Raw genomic sequence first — 23257 nt, 5'->3', positions numbered from 1 at the left:
AGTTCGGGTGAGCAGCATGTGGTGGAGCAACGGCAAATCGCAAAAGGCCCAGGGCGCTCGCGTACTGGCATCGCCGATGATCATGTCCCTGGAACCGCGAATGCTGTTCGACGGCGCGGTCGCGGCCACGGTGGCCGACGCTGCCCAGCCTGACAGTCACCCAACGGCTGACGCCGCCAAGGCGCCGGCGGCCGATCACCCGGCTGCCAGCAAAGACACCCATGGCCAGGCGGACAACGCCTCGGCAGCCACACCCGCACCGGCGGCAACTCCCACTGCCGTGCCCGGCCAAAGCGTGGTGTTCGTCGATTCGCGAATCAAAGATACCGACAGCTTGCTCAAAGGCGTGGCACCAGGCACCCAAGTGGTGACGCTGGACGCCACCAAGGACGGCTTGCAGCAGATTGCCGCTTACCTCGATACCCATCAGGGTGTCAGTTCGGTGCAGATCATCGCCCACGGCAACGCCGGCGACCTGTGGCTGGGCAACAGCTACCTGTCGGCTGACAACGTCGCCGCCCGCAGCGACGTGCTGGCCCAGATCGGCAAGGACATGAACGTTGGTGGCGATATTCTGATTTACGCCTGTAATACCGCCGCCGGCGAACGCGGCGTGAGTTTTGTCGACTCGCTGGCGCAACTCACCGGCCGCGATATCGCCGCGTCCACCAACCGTACCGGTGTGGGCGGTGACTGGAACCTGGAAATCGCTACCGGCAGTATTGAAAGCCGCAGTGTGCTGTCGTCCGAGTCCATGGCCGGTTACCAGTACAGCCTGGCGACGCTGACCGTACTCAACAACAGCGACAGCGGCGTGGGTTCTTTGCGTACTGCTCTGTCCACTGCTGTGGCCGGCGACACCGTCACCTTCAGTAGCAGCATGATCGTCAGCCTGAACTCGCAACTGACCATCACCAAGAACGTCACCATTGATGGTGATCTCAATAACGACGGCATTGCCGATGTCACCCTTAACGGCCAGTACAAAACCCGTGTGGTACAGGTCAACTCCGGCGTCACAGCGACCTTCGACGGTTTGGTCATCAAGCAAGGCATGGTGGCCGGTGTGGGCGCGGCGGCAGGGACGGACGGCGCCGGGGCGATGGGCGGTGGTATTTTCAACTCCGGCAACCTGACCCTCAAAAACGTCACCGTGACTGATAACGCGGCCTCGGGCGGCGGTGGCGGCGGTGGTGTCACCGCTCCTTACGTCGGTGGTGCGGTCGGCGGTGGCGGTGGTGGTGGCGGTGCGCTGGGTGGTCAAACCGGTGGTCATGGCGGCACCGCCGGTTTCGGCACTGGCGTTTATGCCGGTACGGGCGGCGGGGCGGGCAGTGGTGGCAATGGGGGCACCTACAACTCCAATTACATGGGCGGCAAAGGGGGGACTACCACTGGCGGCGCCGGCGGCATCGGCGCTTCCAATTACAGTAGCGGCGGCAACGGTGGCACGGCGACCAACGGCACCGTGTCCATCGGCGGTGGTGGCGGTGGCTCCGGTTGGGACCATCCCGGCCGGGCCGGTTCTTCGGCATCCGGCGGTATCTACAACGCATCGACCGGCACCCTGACGGTCGTCGGTACGTCCGTCATCTCCAACAACGTCGCGGCTGGTGGCGGTGGCGGCGGTGGCGGTGGCCTGGGCGGTTCGTCCGACCCGGGCGGCGCGGGCGGCAAAGGCGTCGGCGCGATCTGGAACAAAGGCACCCTGCTGATGACGGCGGCCAACTTCGGCGCCATGGCCGGCAACGCTGGCGGCAGCGGTGCAGGCGGACCGGCATCGGGCGGAGGCGCGACAGGCAGCTCTCCGGCCGCTGTCAGCAACATCTTCAACGACGGCGGTGTGGTCAATACCAACTACGCACCGGACGTGACCCCGCCGACCGTGTCCAGCATCGTAGTCGGCACCACATCATTGAACTCCGGCGGCACGTCGCTGGTGACCATCACTTTCAGTGAAGCCGTGACCGGTTTCACCACTGCCGACCTGACCGTGGCCAACGGTTCGGTCAGCGGGCTCAGCAGCAGCGATGGCGGCATCACCTGGACCGCGACCCTGACGGCGGCGGGCAATATCAACGCACCGACCAACGCCATCACCCTCGACACCACCGGTGTGCAGGATTTGGCGGGTAACGTCGGCACCGGTTCCGGCACCTCCAACAACTACGTGATCCACGATACCGTGGCGCCGACGGCGACCATCGTGGTCGCGGACACCGCGCTGAACGGCAGCGAAACCTCGCTGGTGACCATCACCTTCAGTGAAGCCGTGACCGGTTTCACCAACGCTGACCTGACCATCGCCAACGGCACGTTGACGGCGGTGAGCAGCAGCGACGGCGGCATCACCTGGACCGCGACCTTCACGCCAACCGCCGGCATCACTGACACCACCAACCTGATCACCCTGGACAAGACCGGCGTGCAGGACCTGTCCGGCAATGCCGGGCTCGGTGTGATCAACTCCAACAACTATGCCATCGACACCCAGCGCCCGACGGCGACCATCGTGGTGGCGGACACCGCGCTGAAAATCGGCGAAACCTCGCTCGTGACCTTCACCTTCAGCGAAGCCGTGACCGGTTTCACCAACGCCGACCTGACCATCGCCAACGGCACACTCACGGCCGTGAGCAGCAGCGACGGCGGCATCACCTGGACGGCAACCTTCACGCCAACCGCCAGCATCACTGACACGACCAACCTGATCACCCTGGCCAACACCGGGGTCAGCGACACGGCAGGCAACGCGGGCACCGGCACCACCGATTCCAACAATTACGCCATCGATACCGTGCGCCCGACCGCGACCATCGTCGTGGCCGACACCGCGTTGAGCATTGGCGAAACGTCGCTGGTGACCATTACCTTCAGCGAAGCCGTGAGCGGTTTCACCAACGCCGACCTGACCATCGCCAACGGCACACTCACCGCCGTGAGCAGCAGCGACGGCGGTATCACCTGGACGGCGACCTTTACCCCAACTGCCAGCACCAATGACACCACCAATCTGATCACCCTGGACAACACCGGCGTGCAGGATCTGTCCGGCAATGCCGGGGCCGGCTCGACCAACTCGAACAACTACGCCATCGACACCCTGCGTCCGACCGCGACCATCGTGGTGGCCGACAACGCGCTGAAAATCGGCGAAACCTCGCTGGTGACCATCACCTTCAGCGAGGCCGTGACCGGTTTTACCAACGCCGACCTGACCATCGCCAACGGCACACTCACCGCGGTGAGCAGCAGCGACGGCGGCATCACCTGGACGGCGACCTTTACCCCAAGCGCCAGCACCAATGACGCGACGAACCTGATCACCCTGGACAACACCGGCGTGCAGGACCTGTCAGGCAATGCCGGCAGCGGCTCGACCAACTCCAACAACTATGCCATCGACACCGTGCGGCCGACTGCCTCCATCGTGGTGGCGGACAATGCTCTGAAAATCGGCGAAACCTCGCTGGTGACCATCACCTTCAGCGAAGCCGTGACCGGTTTCACCAACGCTGACCTCACCATTGCCAACGGCACGTTGACGGCGGTGAGCAGCAGCGACGGCGGCATCACCTGGACGGCAACCTTTACCCCAAGCGCCAGCACCAACGACGCGACCAACCTGATCACCCTGGACAACACTGGGGTCAGCGACACGGCGGGCAACGCCGGCAGCGGCACCACCGATTCCAATAACTACGCGATCGACACGGTCCGCCCGACGGCAACCATCGTCCTGGCCGACCCGACCCTGAGTGCCGGCGAAACCTCGCTGGTGACCATCACCTTCAGTGAAGCAGTGAGCGGTTTCACCAACGCTGACCTGAGCATCGCCAACGGCACGTTGACCGCCGTCAGCTCCAGCGACGGTGGCATCACCTGGACCGCGACCTTCACCCCGACCGCCGGCATCAATGACGCGACCAACGTCATCACCCTGGCCAATGCCGGCGTGGCTGACCTGGCCGGTAACGCGGGCGCGGGCACCACCAACTCCGGCAACTACACCATCGACACCGTGGCGCCGACGGCGACCATCGTGGTCGCTGACAATGCGCTGAACATCGGCGAAACCTCGCTGGTAACCATCACCTTCAGCGAGGCGGTGACCGGTTTCACCAACGCTGACCTGACCATCGCCAACGGTACGTTGACCGCCGTCAGCTCCAGCGACGGTGGCATTACCTGGACGGCGACCTTCACGCCGACCAACGCCATTACTGATGGCACTAACCTGATCACCCTGGACAACACGGGTGTTCAGGGCGTCTCTTCCGGTAACGTCGGCAGCGGCAGCACCGACTCGAACAACTACGCCATCGACACCGTGCGCCCAACCGCGACCGTCGTCGTGGCCGACCCGACATTGGCGCTGGGCCAAAACTCGCTGGTGACCATCACGTTCAGCGAAGCGGTGACCGGCCTGACCCTCGCCGACTTTACGGTCGAGAACGGCAACCTCACCGGTTTGACCACCAGCGACAACATCACCTACACCGCGACGTTCACGCCGAACGCGAGCATCAACGACGCGACTAACCTCATCACGCTGAACAACACCGGGATCACCGACGTGGCCGGCAATGCGGGCGCGGGTACCACCGATTCCAACAACTACGTGATCGACAGCCTGCGCCCGACCGCCACTATCGTGGTCGCCGACCCGACCCTGAGTGCGGGCGAAACGTCGCTGGTGACCATCACCTTCAGCGAGGCGGTGAGCGGTTTCACCAACGCCGACCTGAGCATTCCCAACGGCACGTTGAGCGCGGTGAGCAGCAGCGACGGCGGCATCACCTGGACTGCGACCTTCACACCGACAGTCGGCGTCAAGGACACCACCAACCTGATCAGCCTGAGCAACGCCGGTGTGGCCGACCTTGCCGGTAACGCGGGCAGCGGCATCACCAATTCGGCCAACTTCACCATCGACACCGTGCTACCGACGGCCACCATCGTGGTCGCCGACAACGCGCTGAAGATCGGCGAAACCTCGCTGGTAACCATCACCTTCTCTGAAGCGGTGACAGGCTTTAGCAATGCCGACCTGACGATTGCCAACGGCACGTTGGGCGCGCTGACCAGCAGCGATGGCGGCATTACCTGGACGGCGACGTTTACGCCGACCAACGCCATCACCGACACCACCAACCTGATCACCCTGGATAACAGCGGCGTGCAAAACGCCTCGGGCAACTCAGGCTCCGGCACCACCGATTCGAACAACTACGCCATCGACACCGTGCGCCCAACCGCGACCATCGTCGTGGCCGACGCTGCCCTGGGGGTTGGTCAGACGACCCAAGTGACTATCACCTTCAGTGAGGCAGTCAGCGGTTTCGATAACAGCGATCTGACCATCGATAACGCCACCCTGAGCAACGTCACCAGCAGCGACGGCGGGATCACCTGGACCGCCACCTTGACGCCGTTGGCTGGCATTACCGACACCAGCAACATCGTGCGCCTGGACAATACCGGCGTGGCCGATCTGGCGGGCAACGCCGGCAGCGGCACCACCGATTCCAATAACTATGTGATCGACAGCCAACGTCCGACCGCCACCATCGTCATGTCCGATACCGATCTGCGGCCCGGGGAAACGTCGCTGGTGACCATCACCTTCAGCGAAGCCGTCAGCGGTTTCGATAACAGTGATTTGAGCGTCGCCAACGGCACATTGAGCAACGTCAGCAGCAGTGACGGCGGCATTACCTGGACCGGGACCTTCACTCCGACAGTGGGCGTGACCGATGCGACTAACCTGATCACCCTGAACAATGCCGGCGTTACGGACATTGCCGGCAACGCCGGGACGGGTGTGACCAACTCGGCCAACTACGCGGTCGATACCGAGGTGCCGACCGCGACTATCGTGATCGCTGACACCGCCCTCAAGGCCGGTGAAACTTCAGGGGTGACCATCACCTTCAGCGAAGCCGTGAGCGGTTTCACCAACGCCGACCTGACCATCGCCAACGGCACGTTGAGCAACGTCAGCAGCAGTGACGGCGGTATCACCTGGACCGCGACCTTCACGCCAACCGTCAATGTGACGGACACCACCAACCTGATCAGCCTCGACAACAGCGGTGTGACCAACGCATCGGGCAACAGTGGCGTGGGCGTGACCGATTCCAACAACTACGCCATCGACACCGCACGGCCGACCGCGACCATTGTCGTGGCAGATAACCGCTTGGGCATCGGCGAAACGACTACGGTCACCATCACCTTCACAGAGACGGTTTCGGGTTTCGACTTGTCGGACCTCAGCGTCGCCAATGGCACCCTGTCCAACCTGCTCAGCAGTGACGGCGGCAAAACCTGGACGGCGACCCTGACCCCGACGGCCAACATCAACGACACCACCAACCTGATCCTGCTCGACAACAGCAACGTGACGGACGCCGCAGGCAATGCCGGCGCCGGGATCGCGATTTCCAACAACTACGCGCTCGATGCCACGCGGCCGACGGCAACCATCGTGGTCGCCAACCCGAACCTGGGCATGGGCCAGACCACACTGGTAACGATTACCTTCAGCGAAGCGGTGAACAACTTCGACCTGTCGGACCTCAGCGTGACCAACGGCGAGCTGACCAACCTGGCCAGCAGCGACGGCGGCAAAACCTGGACCGGCACCTTCACGCCGACCGCGAACATCACCGACCCGAGCAACTTCATTGCCCTGGACACCAGCAACGTCACCGACCTGGCAGGCAACACCGGCGATGGTGTGGCGGTTTCCAATAACTATGTGATCGACGGCGAGCGGCCGACCGCCACGGTGGTGGTGGCCAACCCGAACCTGGGTGTCGGCCAGACGTCACTGGTGACCTTCACGTTCAATGAGGCGGTGAGCGGTTTCGACCTGTCGGACGTCAGCGTGGCCAATGGCACCTTGTCCAACCTGTCGAGCAACGACGGTGGCAAAACCTGGACCGCGCTGCTGACGCCGACCAGCAATGTCAGCAACGGCAACAACGCGATCAGTCTGAACATCGCGGGCGTCACGGACGGTTCGGGCAATGCCGGTAGCGGCACCAGCCAGTCGAACGGCTATGCGATCAACACCGTGTCGGTACCGACTTCGCCGATCGTGGTGGTGCCGCCGGATCCGGAGTTTCGCGTCTCGCAACCGGTGATCGTCATCGATCAACCGCACCTGCCGCTGCAACCGGTCATCTTCGCCGCGCCAACCGGCACACTGGCCTCGCCACTGACCTTTGCTCCGTTGTTCGAAGACCGGATCATCGGCGACGGCATCCGGCCACTGGGCGACATTTTCATCAACCGCGGGGCGCTGTCGCCGAGTTTTATCGCCCAAGTATTCAGCAGCAGCGAGAGCGGTGGCGATGGCACGGGCCACGGTTTCCTCGGTTTTGGCGGCGGCGATGGCGGGGTGTTCAGCACCAGTACGCTGTCGAGTCTGTTCAATCAGGACACCAGCGCCGAGCGCGACTCGCTGAATTCCTTCGGCAGTCATTCGATTCGGGGTGGGGATGCTTCCCAAGGGCTACGCGGAGTGTTTGGCGCGCCGTCGCTGGTCCAACAATTACAAGAACTCAAAGACACCGAGCAACGGCAGGTCAATCGCCTGGCCGCCGCTTTGCAACACGTCGGCATCAGCGAAATGCAGGCTTGAACACACACATAATTCAGTGCGGCACCCAGGGGCAATCCAAGGATGAAAAGAAGTCATAAGTTATTCGGCGCAAGCCTGTTGGCGCTGGCGATCAGCGGATGTGCAGTTAAAAGTGAACCGATTGAACGCAGCGTCAGTGAGCAACGTGCCAACAGCGATATGAAGACCATGTACTCCGGTCAGGAACCGCTCAACGGCCCATTGACCTTGCACCAGGCCATGGCCCGCGCGGTGAAATACAACCTCGAAGGCCGGCTCAAGATCATGGAAGAAGCCTTGGCCAAGCGCCAACTCGACCTGGCCAGTTTCGATATGCTGCCGCGCATGGCCCTCGATGCAGGCTATGTCGGGCGTAACAACCAGGGGGCCTCCAGCAGCCAGAGTGTACTGACCGGCACCCAATCCCTGGAACCTTCGACTTCACAGGACCGTGATCGTAAAGTCGCTGACCTGACCATGGTCTGGAACGTCCTCGACTTCGGCGTCAGTTACATCAGCGCCAAGCAGCAGGGCGACCAGCGCCTGATCGTTCAGGAACGCCGGCGCAAGGTGATCAACACCATCGTCCAGGACGTGCGCTCGGCCTATTGGCGCGCCGTGGCCGCCGAACGCCTGCTCACGCAGATCGACAGCCTGATGGCGCGGGTCGATACGGCGCGCAGCAACAGCCAGAGCATGAGCGAGCAACGCATCGGCGATCCGGTCGTGGCGCTGGGTTATCAGCGCTCGCTGATTGAGGCGACCCGCCAGTTGCAAGAGCAGCGGCGCGCGTTGTCCCTGGCCAAAACCGAGCTGTCGACTTTGATCAACCTGCCGATGGGCACCGACCTGAAATTGGCGACTCCGGATGACTACACGATTCCACAGTTGAAAGTCGGCATGGCCAGCCTGGAACACGAAGCACTGGCCAGCCGTCCGGAACTGCGTGAACAGGATTACCAAACCCGCATCAGCACCGCCGAAACCCGCAAAGCGATGCTGCGGCTGTTGCCGGGGCTGGAGTTTTCGGCCGGCGGGCATTACGACAGCAACTCGTTTCTGGTCAACGACAAGTGGGCCGACTACGGGGTCAAGCTGACCTGGAATCTGTTCAACGTGATCTCCGCACCCGCGGCAATCAACGTCGCCAAGGCCGGCGAAGAAGTGGCCAAGGCTCGCCGTCAGGCGATGTCCATTGCGGTGTTGGCCCAGCTCTACGTGGCCAACGCCAACTATCAGGAAGCGCTGCATCAGTTCCAGACCAACCAGGAACTGTCGAGCATCGACGGGCAGATTCTCGGCCAGTTGCGTAACCGTCATCAGGCGGCCGGCCTCGGCGAACTGGATCTGATCCAGGGTGAACTGAACACCTTGCAGGCGGATTTGCGTCGGGACCTGTCCTACGCCGATCTGCGCAACGCCTACGGCCAGATCTTCGCCAGCGCCGGGCTCGACCCGATGCCGGATGAAGTGCAATCCACCGAAGTCCAGTCCATCGCCACGGCGTTGGCCAATCGTGAAGCCGCGTGGGCGTCGGGCAACATTGCGGTGCCGGTGACGGCTCATGCCACTGCCCAATAATTTGTTGGCGCCGACCGCCAGCATCAGCCGTGAGCAACGCGAGGCCCGTAACGGCCATCGCGGCACGGCGATGTTGCTGACCGGTTTGCCGGCGGCGGGTAAATCGACCCTGGCCCAGGCGCTGCACGCCGCGTTGTTTGAGCGCGGCGTGCAGAGTGTGGTGCTCGATGGCGACGGGCTGCGGGTCGGGCTCAATCGCGATCTGGGGTTTACCGACAGCGATCGTCAGGAAAACATCCGCCGTGCCAGTGAACTGGCCGCGTTGCTGGTCGAGAACGGGCAGATTGTGATCCTGGCGATGATTGCGCCGCTGGTGGAACTGCGGGAGATATTTGCTCAACGGTTGGGCGAGGATTATCGCGAAGTCTGGTGCAGCGCCTCCCTGGCGGTGTGCGAACAGCGCGACCCGAAAGGTCACTACGCCCGCGCCCGTCGTGGCGATATGGCGGGTTTCACCGGGGTCTCCGCGCCTTACGAATCGCCGCCGTGCGCGTCACTGGTGCTCGACACCGGCGTGCAGTCGGTAGAGGCGTGTCTCGACCGTTTGCTGACCTGGCTCGGCGAGTGCTCGGTGCTACCGAAACGATGAGCCGAGCGGCGTTCTCTCGCTTGCCGGTGACGGTGGATTTACCGTTGCTGTTGCAAGCGTTGGCGGCGATTACCGAGGACGAGTGGCACGGTCATTTCAACACGGCTTATTACGCTGGCGAGTGGAGTGGCGTGGCGCTGATTTCGGCAGCGGATGCGCTGACCGAACTGTCGCCGGGCCTGGGTGAGCCGCTATTGCGTGCGCCGTGGCGGCGAGATATTCGGTGGCAGCAAGCCTTGCGCGACCTGCCGCTGGACATCGTCTCGGCGCGTCTGTTGCGGCTTGGGCCCGGCGGGCAAATTCATGAACATCGCGACTATGACCTGGGCGAGCCGGACGCCGATTTGCGCCTGCACATTCCGCTGCTGAGTCCGCCTCACGTGGACTTTATGCTCGATGGCCAACGTATGCCGATGGCGGCGGGAGAGTGCTGGTTTCTCGATTTGTCGAGACCTCATCGTGTGGGCAATCGCGATCAATCGGCGCGGGTTCATCTGGTGCTTGATTGCCGTCCTGGTGCCTGGCTGGAACAGGCGATTGTCGATGGTTTGCCGACCACGCCTGCGCCTGATGGTGGGGAAGGGGCTTTGCTGCAGTTTCAGCGTTTGGTGGCCAGTGATCCGCAGCTTTCAAAAACCTTGCAGGGCCTGGTGGACGCTGAGGTTTTCGTCGTCCGTGTTTTAGAGATCGCGGCCGAGCGAGGCCTGGAGTTTTCCCGCGAAGAGTTGCGTGCCGCGATGCGCAATGGCCGTCGCCAATGGAATGAACAATGGAACGCCTGAACCTGGAAGGTTGGTTGCCGATTCGGGTCTGGCAGCAGGCTGGCGAGTGGCTTGTGGATTGGTGCTGGTTTGGCGATACGCCGCTGCATCAGCCGTTTTTCCGCGAAGCTGTGGACGATGCGCTGCGCCTGCCGTTCAACCAGGCGTTTCGTCGGCAAACGCCGTTGGCTGTGCTAAGCGACTGGCAGGGGATAAGTCCGGGATTGGCGCCGAGCGCGTTTATCTTTCACGCATCGCGGTGTGGGTCGACGTTGATCAGTCAGATGCTTGCACGGCTTGATGATCACATTGTCATAAGCGAACCGCCGCCGCTGGACGCCCTGCTGCGCAGTGGTTTGCCAGCGGCTTCGCGGCGTAGGGCGATTGAGGGATTGCTGTCCGCTTATGGCCAGCGTCGCGCTGGCTTGGAGCAACGGTTGGTGATCAAACTCGATGCGTGGAACATCGCTGAACTGCCCCTCTTGCGCGAGTGTTTTCCTGATACGCCTTGGCTGTTTGTGTACCGCGATCCGTTGGAAATTGCCGTTTCACATTTGCGTCGGCCAGGCATGCATATGGTGCCGGGGATGATTGGGGCGAGTGGGTTGGACGATGATCAGCCATTCGACAGTCGCGAGGATTTCATTGCGCGGCGGTTAGGGCGGTTGCTGGGTTTGGGGTTGGCGCAATGCCGCGAGTTTGGTGGGTTGGCGGTGAATTACAGCGAATTGCCGGGGGCCATGGCCGGGCGGTTGTCCGGGTTTTTTGGGTTGGATGATGTGCAGCGTGAACAGGTGTTTGCGGCGGTTGGGCGACATGCCAAACAGCCGTCGGAAGTGTTTGTCGGGGACAGTGACGGCAAGCGCCGCGAGGCCTCGGCGATTTTGTATGAACAGGTTGAGCGTTGGGCGCGAGGGCCGTATGAAACGCTGGAAAATAGTCGGCAGGTCTGACGCCTTCGCGGGCAAGCCCGCTCCCACAGGTGATATTCGGTGAATACAAATTGTGTGTCCGGCCTGAATCCCTTGTAGGAGCGAGGCTTGCCCGCGAAGGCGGCCTTCAATTCACCACAAAACTAATGGCTAGACCTTGGCCTCAGCCATCGCCTCATGGTGATCCAGCACCCGCGCCACCAACAACTGCACACCGTCACTCAAACGGCTGATCGCCTTGCACGCGAATGGGGTGGCGGCCGAGCACAGGTGTGCAAGACCGGGACGGTTTAGGACACCCAGCAGATCCGAGGATCTCCTGCGCGCAGCCGCCATAAAGCAGCGAGCCAATAAATGCTCATTGCACGTCCGTGTCACCGCTTATTCAGTGACAAGGCCAGACTAGACCTGGCTCCGGGCCGGAACAAGTTCACCAATGCCGCTACAACTTGAAGGAAATCTCCGATGGGATTGCCGGACGTTGGCGTTTGTGGGGAAGATCAAAAGATCGCAGCCTTCGGCAGCTCCTACGCGCCTGTGGGCGCCGCCGAAGGCTGCGATCTTTTAGCGTTTTCAAGGTTTCGAAGACAAATCCGCCATCCCCTTAAGCAACTCAATCGGCAACGGAAAGACAATCGTCGAACTTTTGTCCCCGGCAATCGAACTCAACGTCTGCATATACCGCAACTGCATCGCCCCCGGCTGACGCCCGAGCATTTCCGCCGCTTGCATCAATTTTTCCGACGCCTGCAATTCGCCTTCGGCGTGAATCACCTTGGCCCGCCGCTCCCGTTCGGCTTCGGCCTGTTTGGCGATGGCGCGCACCATCGATTCGTTAAGGTCCACGTGCTTGATTTCGACGTTGGCAACCTTGATCCCCCAGTTGTCCGTCTGAGCGTCGAGCACTTGCTGGATATCGACGTTCAACCGTTCCCGTTCGGCCAGCAGTTCATCCAATTCATGTTTACCCAGCACCGCACGCAACGTGGTCTGCGCCAGTTGGCTGGTGGCCATGAGGAAGTCTTCGACCTGAATGATCGCCTTCTGCGGGTCTAGCACGCGGAAGTACAGCACGGCGTTGACCTTCACCGAAACGTTGTCGCGGGTGATCACATCTTGGGGCGGGACGTCGAGGACGATGGTCCGCAGGTCGACGCGGACCATTTGCTGCACCGCCGGAATCAGCAGGATCAGGCCGGGGCCCTTGACCTGCCAGAAGCGCCCGAGCTGGAACACCACGCCGCGCTCGTATTCGCGCAGGATGCGAAAGGTCGACCCCGCCAGTGCAATCACCAACAGCAGCAGCGCGGCAAAACCCAATTGCAGGCCCATGGTTATTCTCCAACCGGCGCCGCGTCAGCCGCGGCCACTTGTAGCAGTAATCCCTTGCGCCCCACGACCCGGACGTTCTGCCCGGGTTGTAGCGGCGTAGCGCTCAGCACTTGCCACTTTTCGCCTTGCAAATGCACCCAGCCGTTGTAGGCGCTGTTGGCCTGCAACGACATCACCGGTGTCACACTGCCCACCAGTCCGGCATCGCCGCTGACGATGCGGCGCGGGCGGGTTTTCAGCGCGTGAATCACCAGGAAGACCAGCAGCAGAACGCTGATCAGCCCCAGACCGATCATCAACGGCACGGGCACCTCGGTGTTGGTCAGAATCACCGCGCCAGCGATAAACATCACCAGGCCGCCGAGACCGATCACGCCGTAATTGGGCACGGTGACCTCGGCCACCAGGAAAGCGATGCCAAACGCAATCAGCCAAAGGCCAAGAGGGTCGGCAATGAACAGCACAACGTTGTCCGCCGCGAACACAGATCCGCTCAAGGCCAACAACAGCGCTACAGCACAGCAACGAATGTTCACGTGACCCTCCGCGAGAGTCGGGTGGTTCTGTATAGAGTCTAGCTGAGCTGTGAGTTGTACGAATTTTGACCAGTTTTTGCCGTGATTCCGACGGGCAGATTTCCCACGCGAAGGCGTCGACGGGCCTAGACTTTTAGTGGAAGAAAACAGCTTTAATCATCGTCCGTTTGTCCTTGCAGCGGACACCGAGGTGCATCATGCGTATGGCAAGAACCGTGCAGGACAGCCTCAATCGGGCTCAATGCGAATTCGACATCGTCACCCACCCGCACTCGGCCAGCAGCCTTGAAACGGCTCGCGTGTCGGGCATTCCTGCCGAACGGGTGGCCAAATCGGTGATCCTCGACGACCACCACGGGCATTTTCTGATGGCCGTGCTCCCTGCCAGTCGTCACCTGGACCTGAGCAAAGTACGCGGCAGCGGCGAATGGCAGATCACCCGGGAAAGCACCCTGGCGCACCTGTTCAACGACTGCGAACGCGGCGCGGTGCCGGCGCTGGGTGAATCCTATGGCCTGGACATGGTCATCGACCCGCTGCTGACGCGGCAGAAAGACATCTATCTGGAGGCGGGCAACCACAACAACCTGCTGCACATGAGCATGCCGGAGTTTTTGAAAATGGTGCCGCATGCGGAGGTTTGCGAGTTGAGTCATTAGGTTTACGGTGTTAGTGATACCGCCTTCGCGGGCAAGCCTCGCTCCTACAAGGGATCGCGTTCTCCTGTAGGAGCGAGGCTTGCCCGCGAACAATTTTCCCAATCACCCAGGAGCCCAACATGGAATCCCCAACCCACAACCTACCCTCCCTGTTCAAACAACTCGGCCTGGCCAACGACCCGGTCAGCATCGACCAATTCATCGCCACCCATTCACCGCTCAAACCCGAACTGCACCTGGCGGACGCGTTTTTCTGGACCAAGAGCCAGGCCGCTTTTTTGCGGGATGAGATTCTGGATGATGCGGATTGGGCGGAGGTGGTGGATCAGTTGGATGTGTTGATGAGGAAGGGGCGGGGGGTGTAAAAAATCGTGTCTGAGATGAAGAAAAATCCTTCAGTGGTACTAGATGAGGCTCATGGCGGGACTGCAGTCGAGGTTCCTGCCGATGTTTCCAAGTGCATGATCGAACGTCTTGATGATCTTGAGTTGGTTGAAATTGTTCGCTCACGCAGGCATGAAACACCGATCCCGGTAAGTCTGGATGACCTATAGGCTCTATTTCCCACTTCTGCCCTCCTTCGTTCAAAGGAGGGTGAGCCCAGTTAATTTCAAACTATCTCTGCAAACAAACATTCATAAGGAATTCGCAATCCGTCGTGCAGGCGCTTGATCATTTTCAAGCTCAGCGGGCGCTTACGGTTCAGCACTTCTGATACTCGACCGCTGGGACCGATAAAGGCTTCCAGGTCTCGGGCAGTCAAACCTTGCTGGTCCATGCGAAATTTGATCGCCTCAATGGGGTCGGAAGCCGGAATCGGAAAGTGCTCGTCTTCATACTTTTCTACCAGCAGGGCCAGTATCTCGAGTTCGTCACCCTCAGGTGAGTCCAAAGCCGCCCCCCACAGTTGCTCAATACGCAAAAGCGCATTGGTGAGGTCCTCATCGGTTCGGATGGGTTTGATGTTCATTACACAGTCTCCGCATTGATCTGATCGTATTGGGCATGCGTGCCGACGAAGCGCACAAAACCCAACTGCCGTTCGTAGTCAATTGCCAGGATCACTCGATACTTGTTGCCGGCAATATTGAATACCACACGTCCACCCTTTAGAACGCTGGCGGTTCTCAGCTCGGCTTTTACTTCCTGGGGTGTGCGATATGACGACTTCTCCATGTGTCGATACCACTCTGAGAGAGGAGTGACCGCGTCGGCGTAGGCCGGGCTACTTTCCCAGAAAATTTTCAATGTCCCTTTGGCAATTATTCGCACGAATCGAAATTCTCCCATTTTGGGAGATTCTAGGCGCGAGACTCAGGATTCACAACCCACCCATTGTGCCAAACACGTATGAAGACATTTCTGAATGAGATCTATTGGAAGGTAGCTGCGCTGTCGTTGATCGCCAAATTGTTTCAAAACTTGACCACCCTTTCCCACGAATGCGATATTGATAGTTAGCAAACTAACAGTGTGTCATTCCCCCGTGCCGAAAAACCTCGACGCTCTCCAGATGAATATCAGCAGTGCCATGGTGGTGGCCGCCAGGCATTGGCGGAAGATCTGCCAGACCACGCTGGTCAATTATGGAATCTCCGAAGCCTGCGCCGTCCCGTTGTTGATGATCGGGCGTTTGGGGGAGGGTGTGCGGCAGGTGACGGTGGCGCAGGCGGCGGGGATGGAGAGTCCGTCCCTGGTGCGTTTGCTCGATCAGTTGTGCCATGCCGGTTACGTGCGACGGACTGAAGACGCCCATGATCGCCGTGCCAAATGCTTGAGTCTGACCGACACCGGTCGCGAGCTGGTGCAAGCGGTTGAAGTCGAGCTGGTGCGCTTGCGTCATGAAGTGCTTGAAGGCATCGACCAGAGTGATCTTGAAGCGGCGCTGCGTGTGCTAAGAGCTTTTGAAGGCGCCAACCATCCGTCGGTGATCCAGCCTTGAGCGGTTTCTGGACGGGCGTTCCCCCGGCGCGGGACTGGTTCTACGGTGTGCGCACGTTCGCGGCCTCGATGACCGCGCTGTACATCGCGATGCTCATGCAGATGCCGCGTCCGTATTGGGCGATGGCCACGGTGTACATCGTTTCCAGCCCGTTTGTCGGCCCGACCAGTTCCAAGGCGTTGTACCGCGCGGTCGGTACGTTCATGGGCGCGGCGGCGGCGGTGTTTTTTGTACCGATGTTTGTCCAGAGCCCGTGGGTACTTGTGGTGATCATCGCGTTGTGGACCGGGACCTTGCTGTTCCTGTCCTTGCACCTGCGTACCGCCAACAGCTATGCCTTGATGCTCGCCGGTTACACCTTGCCGCTGATTGCCCTGCCGGTGCTGGATAACCCGCTGGCGGTGTGGGACATCGCTGAAGCGCGCACTGAAGAAATCTTCCTTGGCATCGCCGTGGCAGCGGTGGTCGGTGCGATGTTCTGGCCTCGACGGCTGGCGCCGGTGTTCAACGATTCGGTGAATAAATGGTTCACCGACGCTTCGACCTACAGCCTGCGTTTCCTCAGTCGCACTGTGCAGCCGAATGAAGTCAGTGCTCTGCGCTCGGCGATGGTCACGACCTTCAACAGCCTGGAGCTGATGATCGGCCAACTGCCCCACGAAGGCGCGCGGCCGCAAACGGTGCGTAATACCAAGGAGCTGCGCGGGCGGATGATTCACTTGCTGCCGGTGATCGACGCCCTCGACGACGCGCTTTACGCGCTCGAACGTCGCACCCCGGAGCTTGTAGATAAGTTCGCGCCTCTGCTGGCCGCGACCACCGAATGGCTCAAGCACAAAGACGCCGACCTCGAGCGCTGGCAAGCGCTGAAAGATCAACTCGAAGCGCTGCAACCCAGTGCCGAAGCGCTGGAGGATCGCAAGCAGTTGCTGTTCTCCAACGCCCTGTATCGCCTCGGCGAGTGGATCGATTTGTGGCAGGACTGCCGCAGCCTGCAATACGCCATCCAGTGCGAAAGCCAGGACAGCTGGCGCGCGGTCTATCGCCACTGGCGTCTCGGTCGCCTGACACCATTTCTTGATCGTGGGCTGATGTTTTATTCGGCAATGTCCACGGTCAGCGCGATCATCGTCGCTTCGGTGCTGTGGATTTTGCTCGGCTGGACCGACGGCGGCAGCGCGGTGATTCTGGCGGCGGTGGCGTGCAGCTTCTTCGCCTCGATGGATGACCCGGCGCCGCAGATTTTCCGGTTCTTTTTCTGGACCGCGATGTCGGTGTTGTTCGCCAGTCTCTACCTGTTTCTGGTCCTGCCGAACCTGCATGACTTCCCGATGCTGGTGCTGGCGTTTGCCGTGCCGTTTATCTGCATCGGCACCCTGACGGTCAAGCCGCAGTTTTACCTCGGCATGCTGCTGACGCTGGTGAACACCTCGTCATTCATCAGCATTCAGGGCGCCTACGATGCGGATTTCCTCAGCTTCTCCAACTCCAACCTGGCCGGGCCGATTGGCTTGCTGTTTGCCTTTGTCTGGACGCTGATTGCCCGCCCATTCGGTGCGGAACTGGCGGCTAAGCGTCTGACTCGTTTCAGCTGGCGCGACATTGTCAGCCTCACCGAACCGGCCACGTTGTCTGAACACCGCAAGTTGGGTGTGCAGATGCTCGACCGGTTGATGCAGCACTTGCCGCGTCTGGGCCTGATCGGTCAGGACACCGGTGTTGCCCTGCGCGAAGTGCGCGTGGCCCTGAACCTGCTCGACCTGCTGGCCTATACCCCGCGCGTGCTCGGCGTGCCGCAAGTGTTGTTGCATCAAGTGGTGGCGGAAGTCGGCGAATACTTCAAGGCATGCCTCAAGGCTGGTGAACGTTTACCCGCGCCGAGTCCGTTGTTGATGACCCTCGACCGCACTCGCCGCGCCCTCAACACCGAGTGCGATGGCGAGGCCCGGCTACATTTGCTGCACGCCTTGAGCGGTCTGCGCCTGGCCTTGCTGCCCGGCGTTGAATTCGTCGGCACAAGTGAACTCGAAGAACCGCTTCCCCATGGCATCGATGGAGCGCCTTTATGATCGGTGATCTGGATATCAGCGGGGTGTTCCTGCCCACGCTGCTGGTGCTGATGGGCATTACGTATGTGTTTTACCTGTTGGTGCACGTGGTGCTCACGCGCCTGCACTTTTACCGTCTGGTCTGGCACCGGGCATTGTTCAACGTGGCTCTCTACGCTTTGCTGCTCGGCGCCGTGGACTCACTCAGTCGATACCTGATGACATGAAAAAACCTTTTTTGACCATTGGTCGCGTGCTGCTGACCCTGCTGATCGTGTCCTTCGCCGTCGTCGTGGTCTGGCGCATGGTGATGTATTACATGTTCGCGCCCTGGACCCGGGACGGGCACATCCGTGCCGACATCGTGCAGATCGCCCCGGACGTGTCCGGCCTGATCCAGCAAGTGCAAGTGCGCGACAACCAGTTGGTGCAGCGTGGCCAAGTGCTGTTCAGCATCGACCAGGACCGTTTCAAACTGGCCCTGCGCCAGGCGAAAGCCGCCGTAGCCGACCGTGAAGAAACCCTGGCCCAGGCTCAGCGCGAGGCCAAGCGTAACCGCGGCCTCGGCAATCTGGTGCCCGGCGAGCAACTGGAAGAAAGCCTGTCGAAAGTCGCCCGTGCGCAATCGGCCTTGTCCGAAGCCCTGGTGACGGTGGACAGCGCTCAGCTCAACCTCGACCGCTCGACCATCCGCAGCCCGGTGGACGGCTACATCAATGACCGTGCGCCCCGTGCCCAGGAATTCGTCACCGCCGGGCGTCCGGTGTTGTCGGTGGTGGACAGCAATTCGTTCCACATCGACGGTTATTTTGAAGAAACCAAACTGGACGGCATTCACGTCGGCCAAGGTGTGGATATTCGGGTGATTGGCGACCGCGCTCGCTTGCGCGGGCATGTGGAAAGCATCGTCGCCGGCATCGAAGACCGCGACCGTAGCAGCGGCAGTAACCTGCTGCCCAACGTCAACCCGGCGTTCAGTTGGGTGCGACTGGCTCAGCGGATTCCGGTGCGGATCGCCTTCGACGATGTGCCGGCAGATTTCCGCATGATTGCCGGGCGCACCGCGACGGTGTCGATCATTGACGATAAAACCGAGGAGCCCGCGAAATGAGCAAAGCCTCGGCTTTGGCGGTGGCCGGGTTAGGCCTGTTGCTGTCGGCGTGTCAGGTGGTCGGGCCGGATTATCACTTGCCGGACGAAGCTGCCGTTCACCGTGATGACTTTCAAGGCAACTTGGCGGCGAACGACAAGGATGTCGTCTCGGCGCCAGTGCCCAGCGATTGGTGGCGCTTGTATCAGGACCCGCGTCTCGACCAATTGGTGCAGCAGGCCATGGCCTCCAACACCGATCTGCGCGTGGCGGCGGCGAATCTGTCCCGGGCCCGTGCGCAAGTCGATGAAGCGCAAGCGGCAGGCGGCTGGAGCGGCGGCGTGAAGATGGGCGCCCAGCGTTTGCAGGAGTCCGGCGAAGCCTTCCTGTTGCCTGAAAAAGTGCCAGTGGCCAACGTCGGTGACATCGGCATTACCACGTCTTATCAATTCGACCTGTTCGGCACCTTGCAGCGCGGTATCGAGGCGGCCAAGGCCAATGCCGATGCGACCCAAGCGGCGGCGGACACGGCGCGCATTACCCTGGTAGCCGACGTGGTTCGGGCTTACACCCAAGTCTGTGCGGCCAACGAAGAACGGGAAATCGCCCAGCATTCCCTCGATCTGCAAGCCCAGAGCACTACGTTGACCCAGCGTCTGCGCGATGCCGGGCGTGGCGATGAAACTCAGGTCACCCGTTCGCAAACCCAATTCAAATCCTTGCGCGCCGACATGCCGCGTTATGAGGCGTCGCGTCAGGCCGGGCTGTTCCGCTTGTCGATGCTGCTGGCCAAGCCGCTGGATCAATTGCCGGCCGGCACTGCCAGTTGCGCCGAACTGCCGAAGATTGCGCAATTGTTGCCAGTGGGTGACGGCGCCACGCTGCTCAAACGCCGTCCCGATGTACGTCAGGCCGAGCGCCGTTTGGCGGCTGCGACCGCTGGTATCGGCATCGCCACCGGCGAGTTGTACCCGGACATCAGCATCGGCGCGTCCATCGGCACCGTCGGCACCCTGGAAAACCTCGGAAAACCGCAGACCAATCGCTGGGGCTTTGGCCCGTTGCTGAGCTGGACCGTGCCGTCCAACGGCTCCCGCGCGCGAATCCGCGAAGCCGAAGCTTCGACCCAAGGCGCGCTGGCGCACTTCGATGGCGTGGTGCTCAACGCGATCCGCGAGACCCAGACCGGCCTCGCCCAGTACTCCGCGTTGTTGCAACGCCGCGATGCTTTGGCCGATGCCGAGCAGTCGGCACAACTGGCGGCGGACCAGACCCACCGCTTCTTCCAGGCTGGCCGCGCGTCGTTCCTGGCGGACCTGCAAGCCACCCGCACCTACACCGATGTCACGGCGCAACTGGCGTCGGCCAACACCCAGGTCGCGATGAGCCAGATCGATTTGTTCCTCGCCCTGGGCGGCGGTTGGGAAAGCGGACGAACGCAAGCGTCACAGCCCGGCAAACCCTGAGGCCGTTGCTATGCTTTGATTTGACGGGGTCGCGCGACGATCCCGTCAATCAAGGCTCGCGTTGGTCATGGGGACTCTAATAATGAAAAACCCTTATGCTCCCGGCTTCTGGTGCGCTATTGCGGCATTGGTGTTGCTGTCGGCCACCTATTTCTACGGCATCATGCTCGCCCACCAGATCGACAAGGCGCTGGTGTTCCTCGACAGCGCGTCAGCACTGATTGCCGTGATGTCCATCGTGGTGGTCGCCTGGGCTTCGGTTCAGGGCACGCGCATCAAAAGAAGACACCTCGAACAAGGCAAGACCCTGGTGCTGATCTGGGACACCAAGGTGGCGCTGCGTCGTGTCGAAACGGTATTCGACCGATATTTCTGGGGCAGCTACTGGCAACCGGGGCGCACGTTCCAGGAAGTCATGGGCGAACTGACCGGCACGCCGCTGGAAAAAAGCCTCGAAGCCTTGAAAACCCAATGCCTGGCCCTCGACAAGCAAGTCACCGAAGAAGGCTGGCACTGGCTCAACAACGCCCGCGAACTCTCCGATGTCGCCAACGCCATGGCCCGCGAGCGCTATCAACTGGACTTCTGCGACCCGCGCGCGGAAGTGACGGGCGGGGCGGTGATCAATCGGGATTTTGAAGTGCTGGTCTATACGTGGACGGCGCGGCTTAAAAGCTTTGATCATCAGTTGGATGAGATTGAAATGCAGTATTCCTGATTCGTTGGTGTTTGAACTGACGCCTTCGCGAGCAAGCCCGCTCCCACAGTGGATCTCTGGTGTGCATAAATCCTGTGTTCACCACCGTTCCCCTGTGGGAGCGGGCTTGCTCGCGAAGGCGATTTCATGGCCGCTGAAACTCTCAACCCCCGCCACCTGTCCATAGACACTCTTTCACCTTTAATCATTAAGCCCTCTCGCCCCGCAAATGCTAATCTCCATCGCACTTTTGCGCAGTCGTGACCACAACCCGTCATGGGTTCAGGGAAGACGACCACATTTTCAACAACGGACATTGATCGGGTAATTCATGAATAAATCAGCAGGCGTGCTTCTTGGAATTGTCGTTGCCATCGGTGCAATCAGCGCCGGCGGTGCCTGGTACACCGGCACTAAACTGGAAGGCGTGCTCAACGCCTCCGTCGTAGACGCCAATAAAGAACTGCAAGCCGCGCTGGTTGGTTCCAACGGCACAGCGTCCCTGGAACTGGTGTCCGTGGAGCGTGGGGTGTTCAGCAGCACCGCCCACTACCGCCTCAAGGGCGAAGGCGAGATGTTCGGTGAAGCTCCGGTCGAATTGCTCTTTGTCGATCGTGTCGAACACGGCCCGCTGCCGTTCTCGCGTCTGGCGTCGTTGAAATGGTTGCCGGTCATGGCCACCAACCATTTCGAACTGGAAAAGACCCCAACCACGGAAAAATGGTTCGCCGCTGCCAACGGCCAGTCGCCGGTCAAAGGCGTGGTCAACATTGGTTACGATAATTCCACCAACGGCGCTTTCGAATTGCTGCCGCTGGAAGTGGCACTGGATGACAAGTCCAGCCTGAAGTTTTCCGGTCTGAACATGGACATCGCCGCCAGCGCCCAGGCCCAGAAGGTCAAGGCCGACGGTTATATGGACAGCCTCAAGCTGACCACAGTGTCTGAAGATCAGGCGCCGGTGTCGGTCGAGCTGAATGGCCTGACCCTGGCCAGCAACCTGGTCAAAAGCACCTACGGCTACTACACCGGCGAAAACACCGTCGAGCTGACCAGCAGCAAAACCACGTTCGGCGCCAAGCAGTCTATCGTCGGCGTCAACAAATTCGAAATGAAGAACCAGACCGAAGAATCCGGCACCAGCGCTTCCGGGCGTGCCGATTACAAGGTCGGCGAAGTGTCGTTCAACGGTAAAACCGTCGGTTCGGCCCAGATGGCCATGAGCCTGAAGAACCTCGACATCCCGTCAACCATGGCGCTGATGGAGATTTACCAGACCAAATTGCAACCGTACGAGAAAGCCGCTACTGAAGCCGCTGCCGCCGGTGAGCCAGCACCCGAGCTGAACCTCACCCCGGCCGAAGAGGCGCAGGTCAAGGCTGGTCTGGAAAAACTGCTGGCCGCTGGTCCCCAGTTCGCCCTGGAAAACCTGTCGTTCAACACGGCCAATGGTGAAAGCCGCGCCAACCTGGTGGTCGACCTGACCAAACCGGCCTCCATGGACTTGCCGCCAGACCAATTGGTCCGTCAGTTGATCGCCCTGTTGGACATCAACGTGAAAGTGTCCAAGCCAATGCTGGTTGACCTGCTCAGCATTCAGGCGCAAGCGGACGGCCAGACCGACGCCAAGACCATCGTCGATCAGGCAACTGCCACCAGCGACATGTTCAGCAGCATGGCCGTGGGTACACAACTGGCCAAGCTGGACGGCACTGACGTCGTCACAAAACTGCATTACGCCAACAATCAGGTGGAATTCAACGGCCAGAAAATGACCGTCGAGCAGTTTGTCGGTTTCGTGATGGGCAAACTCGGCGGCGCTGGGCAAGTCCAGTAAAACCAAGGGTTACACACCAACGCCCGGCCTCAGACGCCGGGCGTTTTGCTGTCTGGTGTTTGAACATCGCCCGGACGTAAGGGGCCCAATGTCACGAATCTGAATAAATATTGTGTTCTGAATAGCTGACCACATTCGCGTGCAAGACTGCGCCCCG

At 60.9% G+C, this 23257-nt stretch carries 20 protein-coding genes; 15 read left to right on the top strand and 5 right to left on the bottom strand.

The annotated features are described in order from the left end of the window. The first annotated feature begins 16 nt into the window (after positions 1–16). Genes ACWIKB_RS28290 through ACWIKB_RS28270 form a run of 5 tightly spaced genes read left to right on the top strand, consistent with a single transcriptional unit; the run spans position 17 to position 11514 of the window. Positions 17–7651, top strand: coding sequence for an Ig-like domain-containing protein (locus ACWIKB_RS28290; RefSeq protein ID WP_475270794.1), 7635 nt, complete (start codon positions 17–19; stop codon positions 7649–7651). A 42-nt stretch (positions 7652–7693) separates the two neighbouring features. Further along, positions 7694–9211, top strand: coding sequence for a TolC family protein (locus ACWIKB_RS28285; protein WP_475270793.1), 1518 nt, complete (start codon positions 7694–7696; stop codon positions 9209–9211). After that, complete coding sequence (gene cysC, locus ACWIKB_RS28280; protein WP_475270792.1) at positions 9195–9800, top strand: adenylyl-sulfate kinase; 606 nt, start codon at positions 9195–9197, stop codon at positions 9798–9800. Before ACWIKB_RS28285 ends, cysC begins: the two co-directional genes overlap by 17 nt. Then, positions 9797–10582, top strand: coding sequence for an aspartyl/asparaginyl beta-hydroxylase domain-containing protein (locus ACWIKB_RS28275; protein WP_475270827.1), 786 nt, complete (start codon positions 9797–9799; stop codon positions 10580–10582). Before cysC ends, ACWIKB_RS28275 begins: the two co-directional genes overlap by 4 nt. Further along, positions 10570–11514 carry a sulfotransferase family protein gene (locus ACWIKB_RS28270; protein ID WP_475270791.1) on the top strand — a complete coding sequence of 315 codons (945 nt, stop codon included), beginning with the start codon at positions 10570–10572 and terminating at the stop codon, positions 11512–11514. The genes ACWIKB_RS28275 and ACWIKB_RS28270 overlap by 13 nt, the downstream gene beginning before the upstream one ends. 129 nt (positions 11515–11643) lie before the next feature. On the opposite strand, the gene ACWIKB_RS28265 is transcribed toward ACWIKB_RS28270, so the two are convergent. From ACWIKB_RS28265 to ACWIKB_RS28255, 3 genes are all read right to left on the bottom strand, one after another. Continuing rightward, entirely contained in the window at positions 11644–11844 is a 201-nt protein-coding gene (locus ACWIKB_RS28265; RefSeq protein WP_475270790.1) for a hypothetical protein, read from the bottom strand. A gap of 222 nt (positions 11845–12066) precedes the next feature. After that, on the bottom strand, positions 12067–12825 hold the full coding sequence (locus tag ACWIKB_RS28260) for a slipin family protein (RefSeq protein WP_054050285.1): 759 nt from the start codon (positions 12823–12825) through the stop codon (positions 12067–12069). Between the two features lie 2 nt (positions 12826–12827). Further along, on the bottom strand, positions 12828–13361 hold the full coding sequence (locus tag ACWIKB_RS28255; protein ID WP_475270789.1) for an NfeD family protein: 534 nt from the start codon (positions 13359–13361) through the stop codon (positions 12828–12830). A gap of 197 nt (positions 13362–13558) precedes the next feature. Here ACWIKB_RS28255 and ACWIKB_RS28250 point away from each other — a divergent pair, with 197 nt between their 5' ends. From ACWIKB_RS28250 to ACWIKB_RS28240, 3 genes are all read left to right on the top strand, one after another. Next, positions 13559–14020 carry an aminoacyl-tRNA deacylase gene (locus tag ACWIKB_RS28250; protein WP_475270788.1) on the top strand — a complete coding sequence of 154 codons (462 nt, stop codon included), beginning with the start codon at positions 13559–13561 and terminating at the stop codon, positions 14018–14020. A 119-nt stretch (positions 14021–14139) separates the two neighbouring features. Beyond that, complete coding sequence (locus ACWIKB_RS28245; RefSeq protein ID WP_475270787.1) at positions 14140–14385, top strand: DUF2789 domain-containing protein; 246 nt, start codon at positions 14140–14142, stop codon at positions 14383–14385. A 15-nt stretch (positions 14386–14400) separates the two neighbouring features. Beyond that, complete coding sequence (locus tag ACWIKB_RS28240) at positions 14401–14574, top strand: antitoxin (protein WP_475270826.1); 174 nt, start codon at positions 14401–14403, stop codon at positions 14572–14574. A 56-nt stretch (positions 14575–14630) separates the two neighbouring features. Here the strand turns inward: ACWIKB_RS28240 and ACWIKB_RS28235 are convergent, their stop codons facing one another. Both ACWIKB_RS28235 and ACWIKB_RS28230 read right to left on the bottom strand, forming a co-directional pair. Beyond that, on the bottom strand, positions 14631–14990 hold the full coding sequence (locus ACWIKB_RS28235) for a helix-turn-helix domain-containing protein (protein WP_054616594.1): 360 nt from the start codon (positions 14988–14990) through the stop codon (positions 14631–14633). Continuing rightward, positions 14990–15292 (bottom strand): type II toxin-antitoxin system HigB family toxin, encoded by a 303-nt coding sequence (locus ACWIKB_RS28230; RefSeq protein WP_054616627.1) that lies wholly within the window; start codon positions 15290–15292, stop codon positions 14990–14992. Before ACWIKB_RS28230 ends, ACWIKB_RS28235 begins: the two co-directional genes overlap by 1 nt. Before the next feature lie 241 nt (positions 15293–15533). On the opposite strand from ACWIKB_RS28230, the gene ACWIKB_RS28225 reads away from it, so the two are divergent. From ACWIKB_RS28225 to ACWIKB_RS28195, 7 genes are all read left to right on the top strand, one after another. Further along, on the top strand, positions 15534–15962 hold the full coding sequence (locus tag ACWIKB_RS28225) for a MarR family winged helix-turn-helix transcriptional regulator (RefSeq protein ID WP_475270785.1): 429 nt from the start codon (positions 15534–15536) through the stop codon (positions 15960–15962). Beyond that, positions 15959–18031, top strand: a complete 2073-nt coding sequence (locus ACWIKB_RS28220; RefSeq protein WP_475270783.1) for an FUSC family protein — start codon at positions 15959–15961, stop codon at positions 18029–18031. Before ACWIKB_RS28225 ends, ACWIKB_RS28220 begins: the two co-directional genes overlap by 4 nt. Next, a complete protein-coding gene (locus tag ACWIKB_RS28215; protein WP_475270782.1) occupies positions 18028–18237 on the top strand; it encodes a DUF1656 domain-containing protein in 210 nt (69 codons plus the stop codon). Before ACWIKB_RS28220 ends, ACWIKB_RS28215 begins: the two co-directional genes overlap by 4 nt. Next, positions 18234–19121: an efflux RND transporter periplasmic adaptor subunit gene (locus ACWIKB_RS28210; RefSeq protein WP_123516005.1), complete on the top strand. Its 888-nt coding sequence runs from the start codon at positions 18234–18236 to the stop codon at positions 19119–19121. The genes ACWIKB_RS28215 and ACWIKB_RS28210 overlap by 4 nt, the downstream gene beginning before the upstream one ends. Beyond that, entirely contained in the window at positions 19118–20566 is a 1449-nt protein-coding gene (locus ACWIKB_RS28205) for an efflux transporter outer membrane subunit (RefSeq protein ID WP_475270779.1), read from the top strand. The genes ACWIKB_RS28210 and ACWIKB_RS28205 overlap by 4 nt, the downstream gene beginning before the upstream one ends. A gap of 82 nt (positions 20567–20648) precedes the next feature. Then, complete coding sequence (locus ACWIKB_RS28200) at positions 20649–21284, top strand: NADH:ubiquinone oxidoreductase subunit N (protein WP_475270778.1); 636 nt, start codon at positions 20649–20651, stop codon at positions 21282–21284. A gap of 310 nt (positions 21285–21594) precedes the next feature. Continuing rightward, positions 21595–23100, top strand: coding sequence for a YdgA family protein (locus ACWIKB_RS28195; RefSeq protein ID WP_475270776.1), 1506 nt, complete (start codon positions 21595–21597; stop codon positions 23098–23100). The last annotated feature ends 157 nt before the right edge of the window (positions 23101–23257 follow it).

This window comes from Pseudomonas sp. 5Vm1k (genome assembly GCF_056161485.1).
The sequence above is the reverse complement of the archived record's forward strand: the minus strand, read 5'-3'. Positions and strand labels throughout refer to the sequence as shown.

Coding starts and splice junctions, on each gene's coding strand:
- ACWIKB_RS28290 (WP_475270794.1), top strand. CDS start 17: ATGTGGTGGAGCAACGGCAAATCGCAAAAGGCCCAGGGCGCTCGCGTA.
- ACWIKB_RS28285 (WP_475270793.1), top strand. CDS start 7,694: ATGAAAAGAAGTCATAAGTTATTCGGCGCAAGCCTGTTGGCGCTGGCG.
- cysC (WP_475270792.1), top strand. CDS start 9,195: ATGCCACTGCCCAATAATTTGTTGGCGCCGACCGCCAGCATCAGCCGT.
- ACWIKB_RS28275 (WP_475270827.1), top strand. CDS start 9,797: ATGAGCCGAGCGGCGTTCTCTCGCTTGCCGGTGACGGTGGATTTACCG.
- ACWIKB_RS28270 (WP_475270791.1), top strand. CDS start 10,570: ATGGAACGCCTGAACCTGGAAGGTTGGTTGCCGATTCGGGTCTGGCAG.
- ACWIKB_RS28260 (WP_054050285.1), bottom strand. CDS start 12,825: ATGGGCCTGCAATTGGGTTTTGCCGCGCTGCTGCTGTTGGTGATTGCA.
- ACWIKB_RS28250 (WP_475270788.1), top strand. CDS start 13,559: ATGCGTATGGCAAGAACCGTGCAGGACAGCCTCAATCGGGCTCAATGC.
- ACWIKB_RS28245 (WP_475270787.1), top strand. CDS start 14,140: ATGGAATCCCCAACCCACAACCTACCCTCCCTGTTCAAACAACTCGGC.
- ACWIKB_RS28240 (WP_475270826.1), top strand. CDS start 14,401: ATGAAGAAAAATCCTTCAGTGGTACTAGATGAGGCTCATGGCGGGACT.
- ACWIKB_RS28235 (WP_054616594.1), bottom strand. CDS start 14,990: ATGAACATCAAACCCATCCGAACCGATGAGGACCTCACCAATGCGCTT.
- ACWIKB_RS28225 (WP_475270785.1), top strand. CDS start 15,534: ATGAATATCAGCAGTGCCATGGTGGTGGCCGCCAGGCATTGGCGGAAG.
- ACWIKB_RS28215 (WP_475270782.1), top strand. CDS start 18,028: ATGATCGGTGATCTGGATATCAGCGGGGTGTTCCTGCCCACGCTGCTG.
- ACWIKB_RS28210 (WP_123516005.1), top strand. CDS start 18,234: ATGAAAAAACCTTTTTTGACCATTGGTCGCGTGCTGCTGACCCTGCTG.
- ACWIKB_RS28205 (WP_475270779.1), top strand. CDS start 19,118: ATGAGCAAAGCCTCGGCTTTGGCGGTGGCCGGGTTAGGCCTGTTGCTG.
- ACWIKB_RS28200 (WP_475270778.1), top strand. CDS start 20,649: ATGAAAAACCCTTATGCTCCCGGCTTCTGGTGCGCTATTGCGGCATTG.
- ACWIKB_RS28195 (WP_475270776.1), top strand. CDS start 21,595: ATGAATAAATCAGCAGGCGTGCTTCTTGGAATTGTCGTTGCCATCGGT.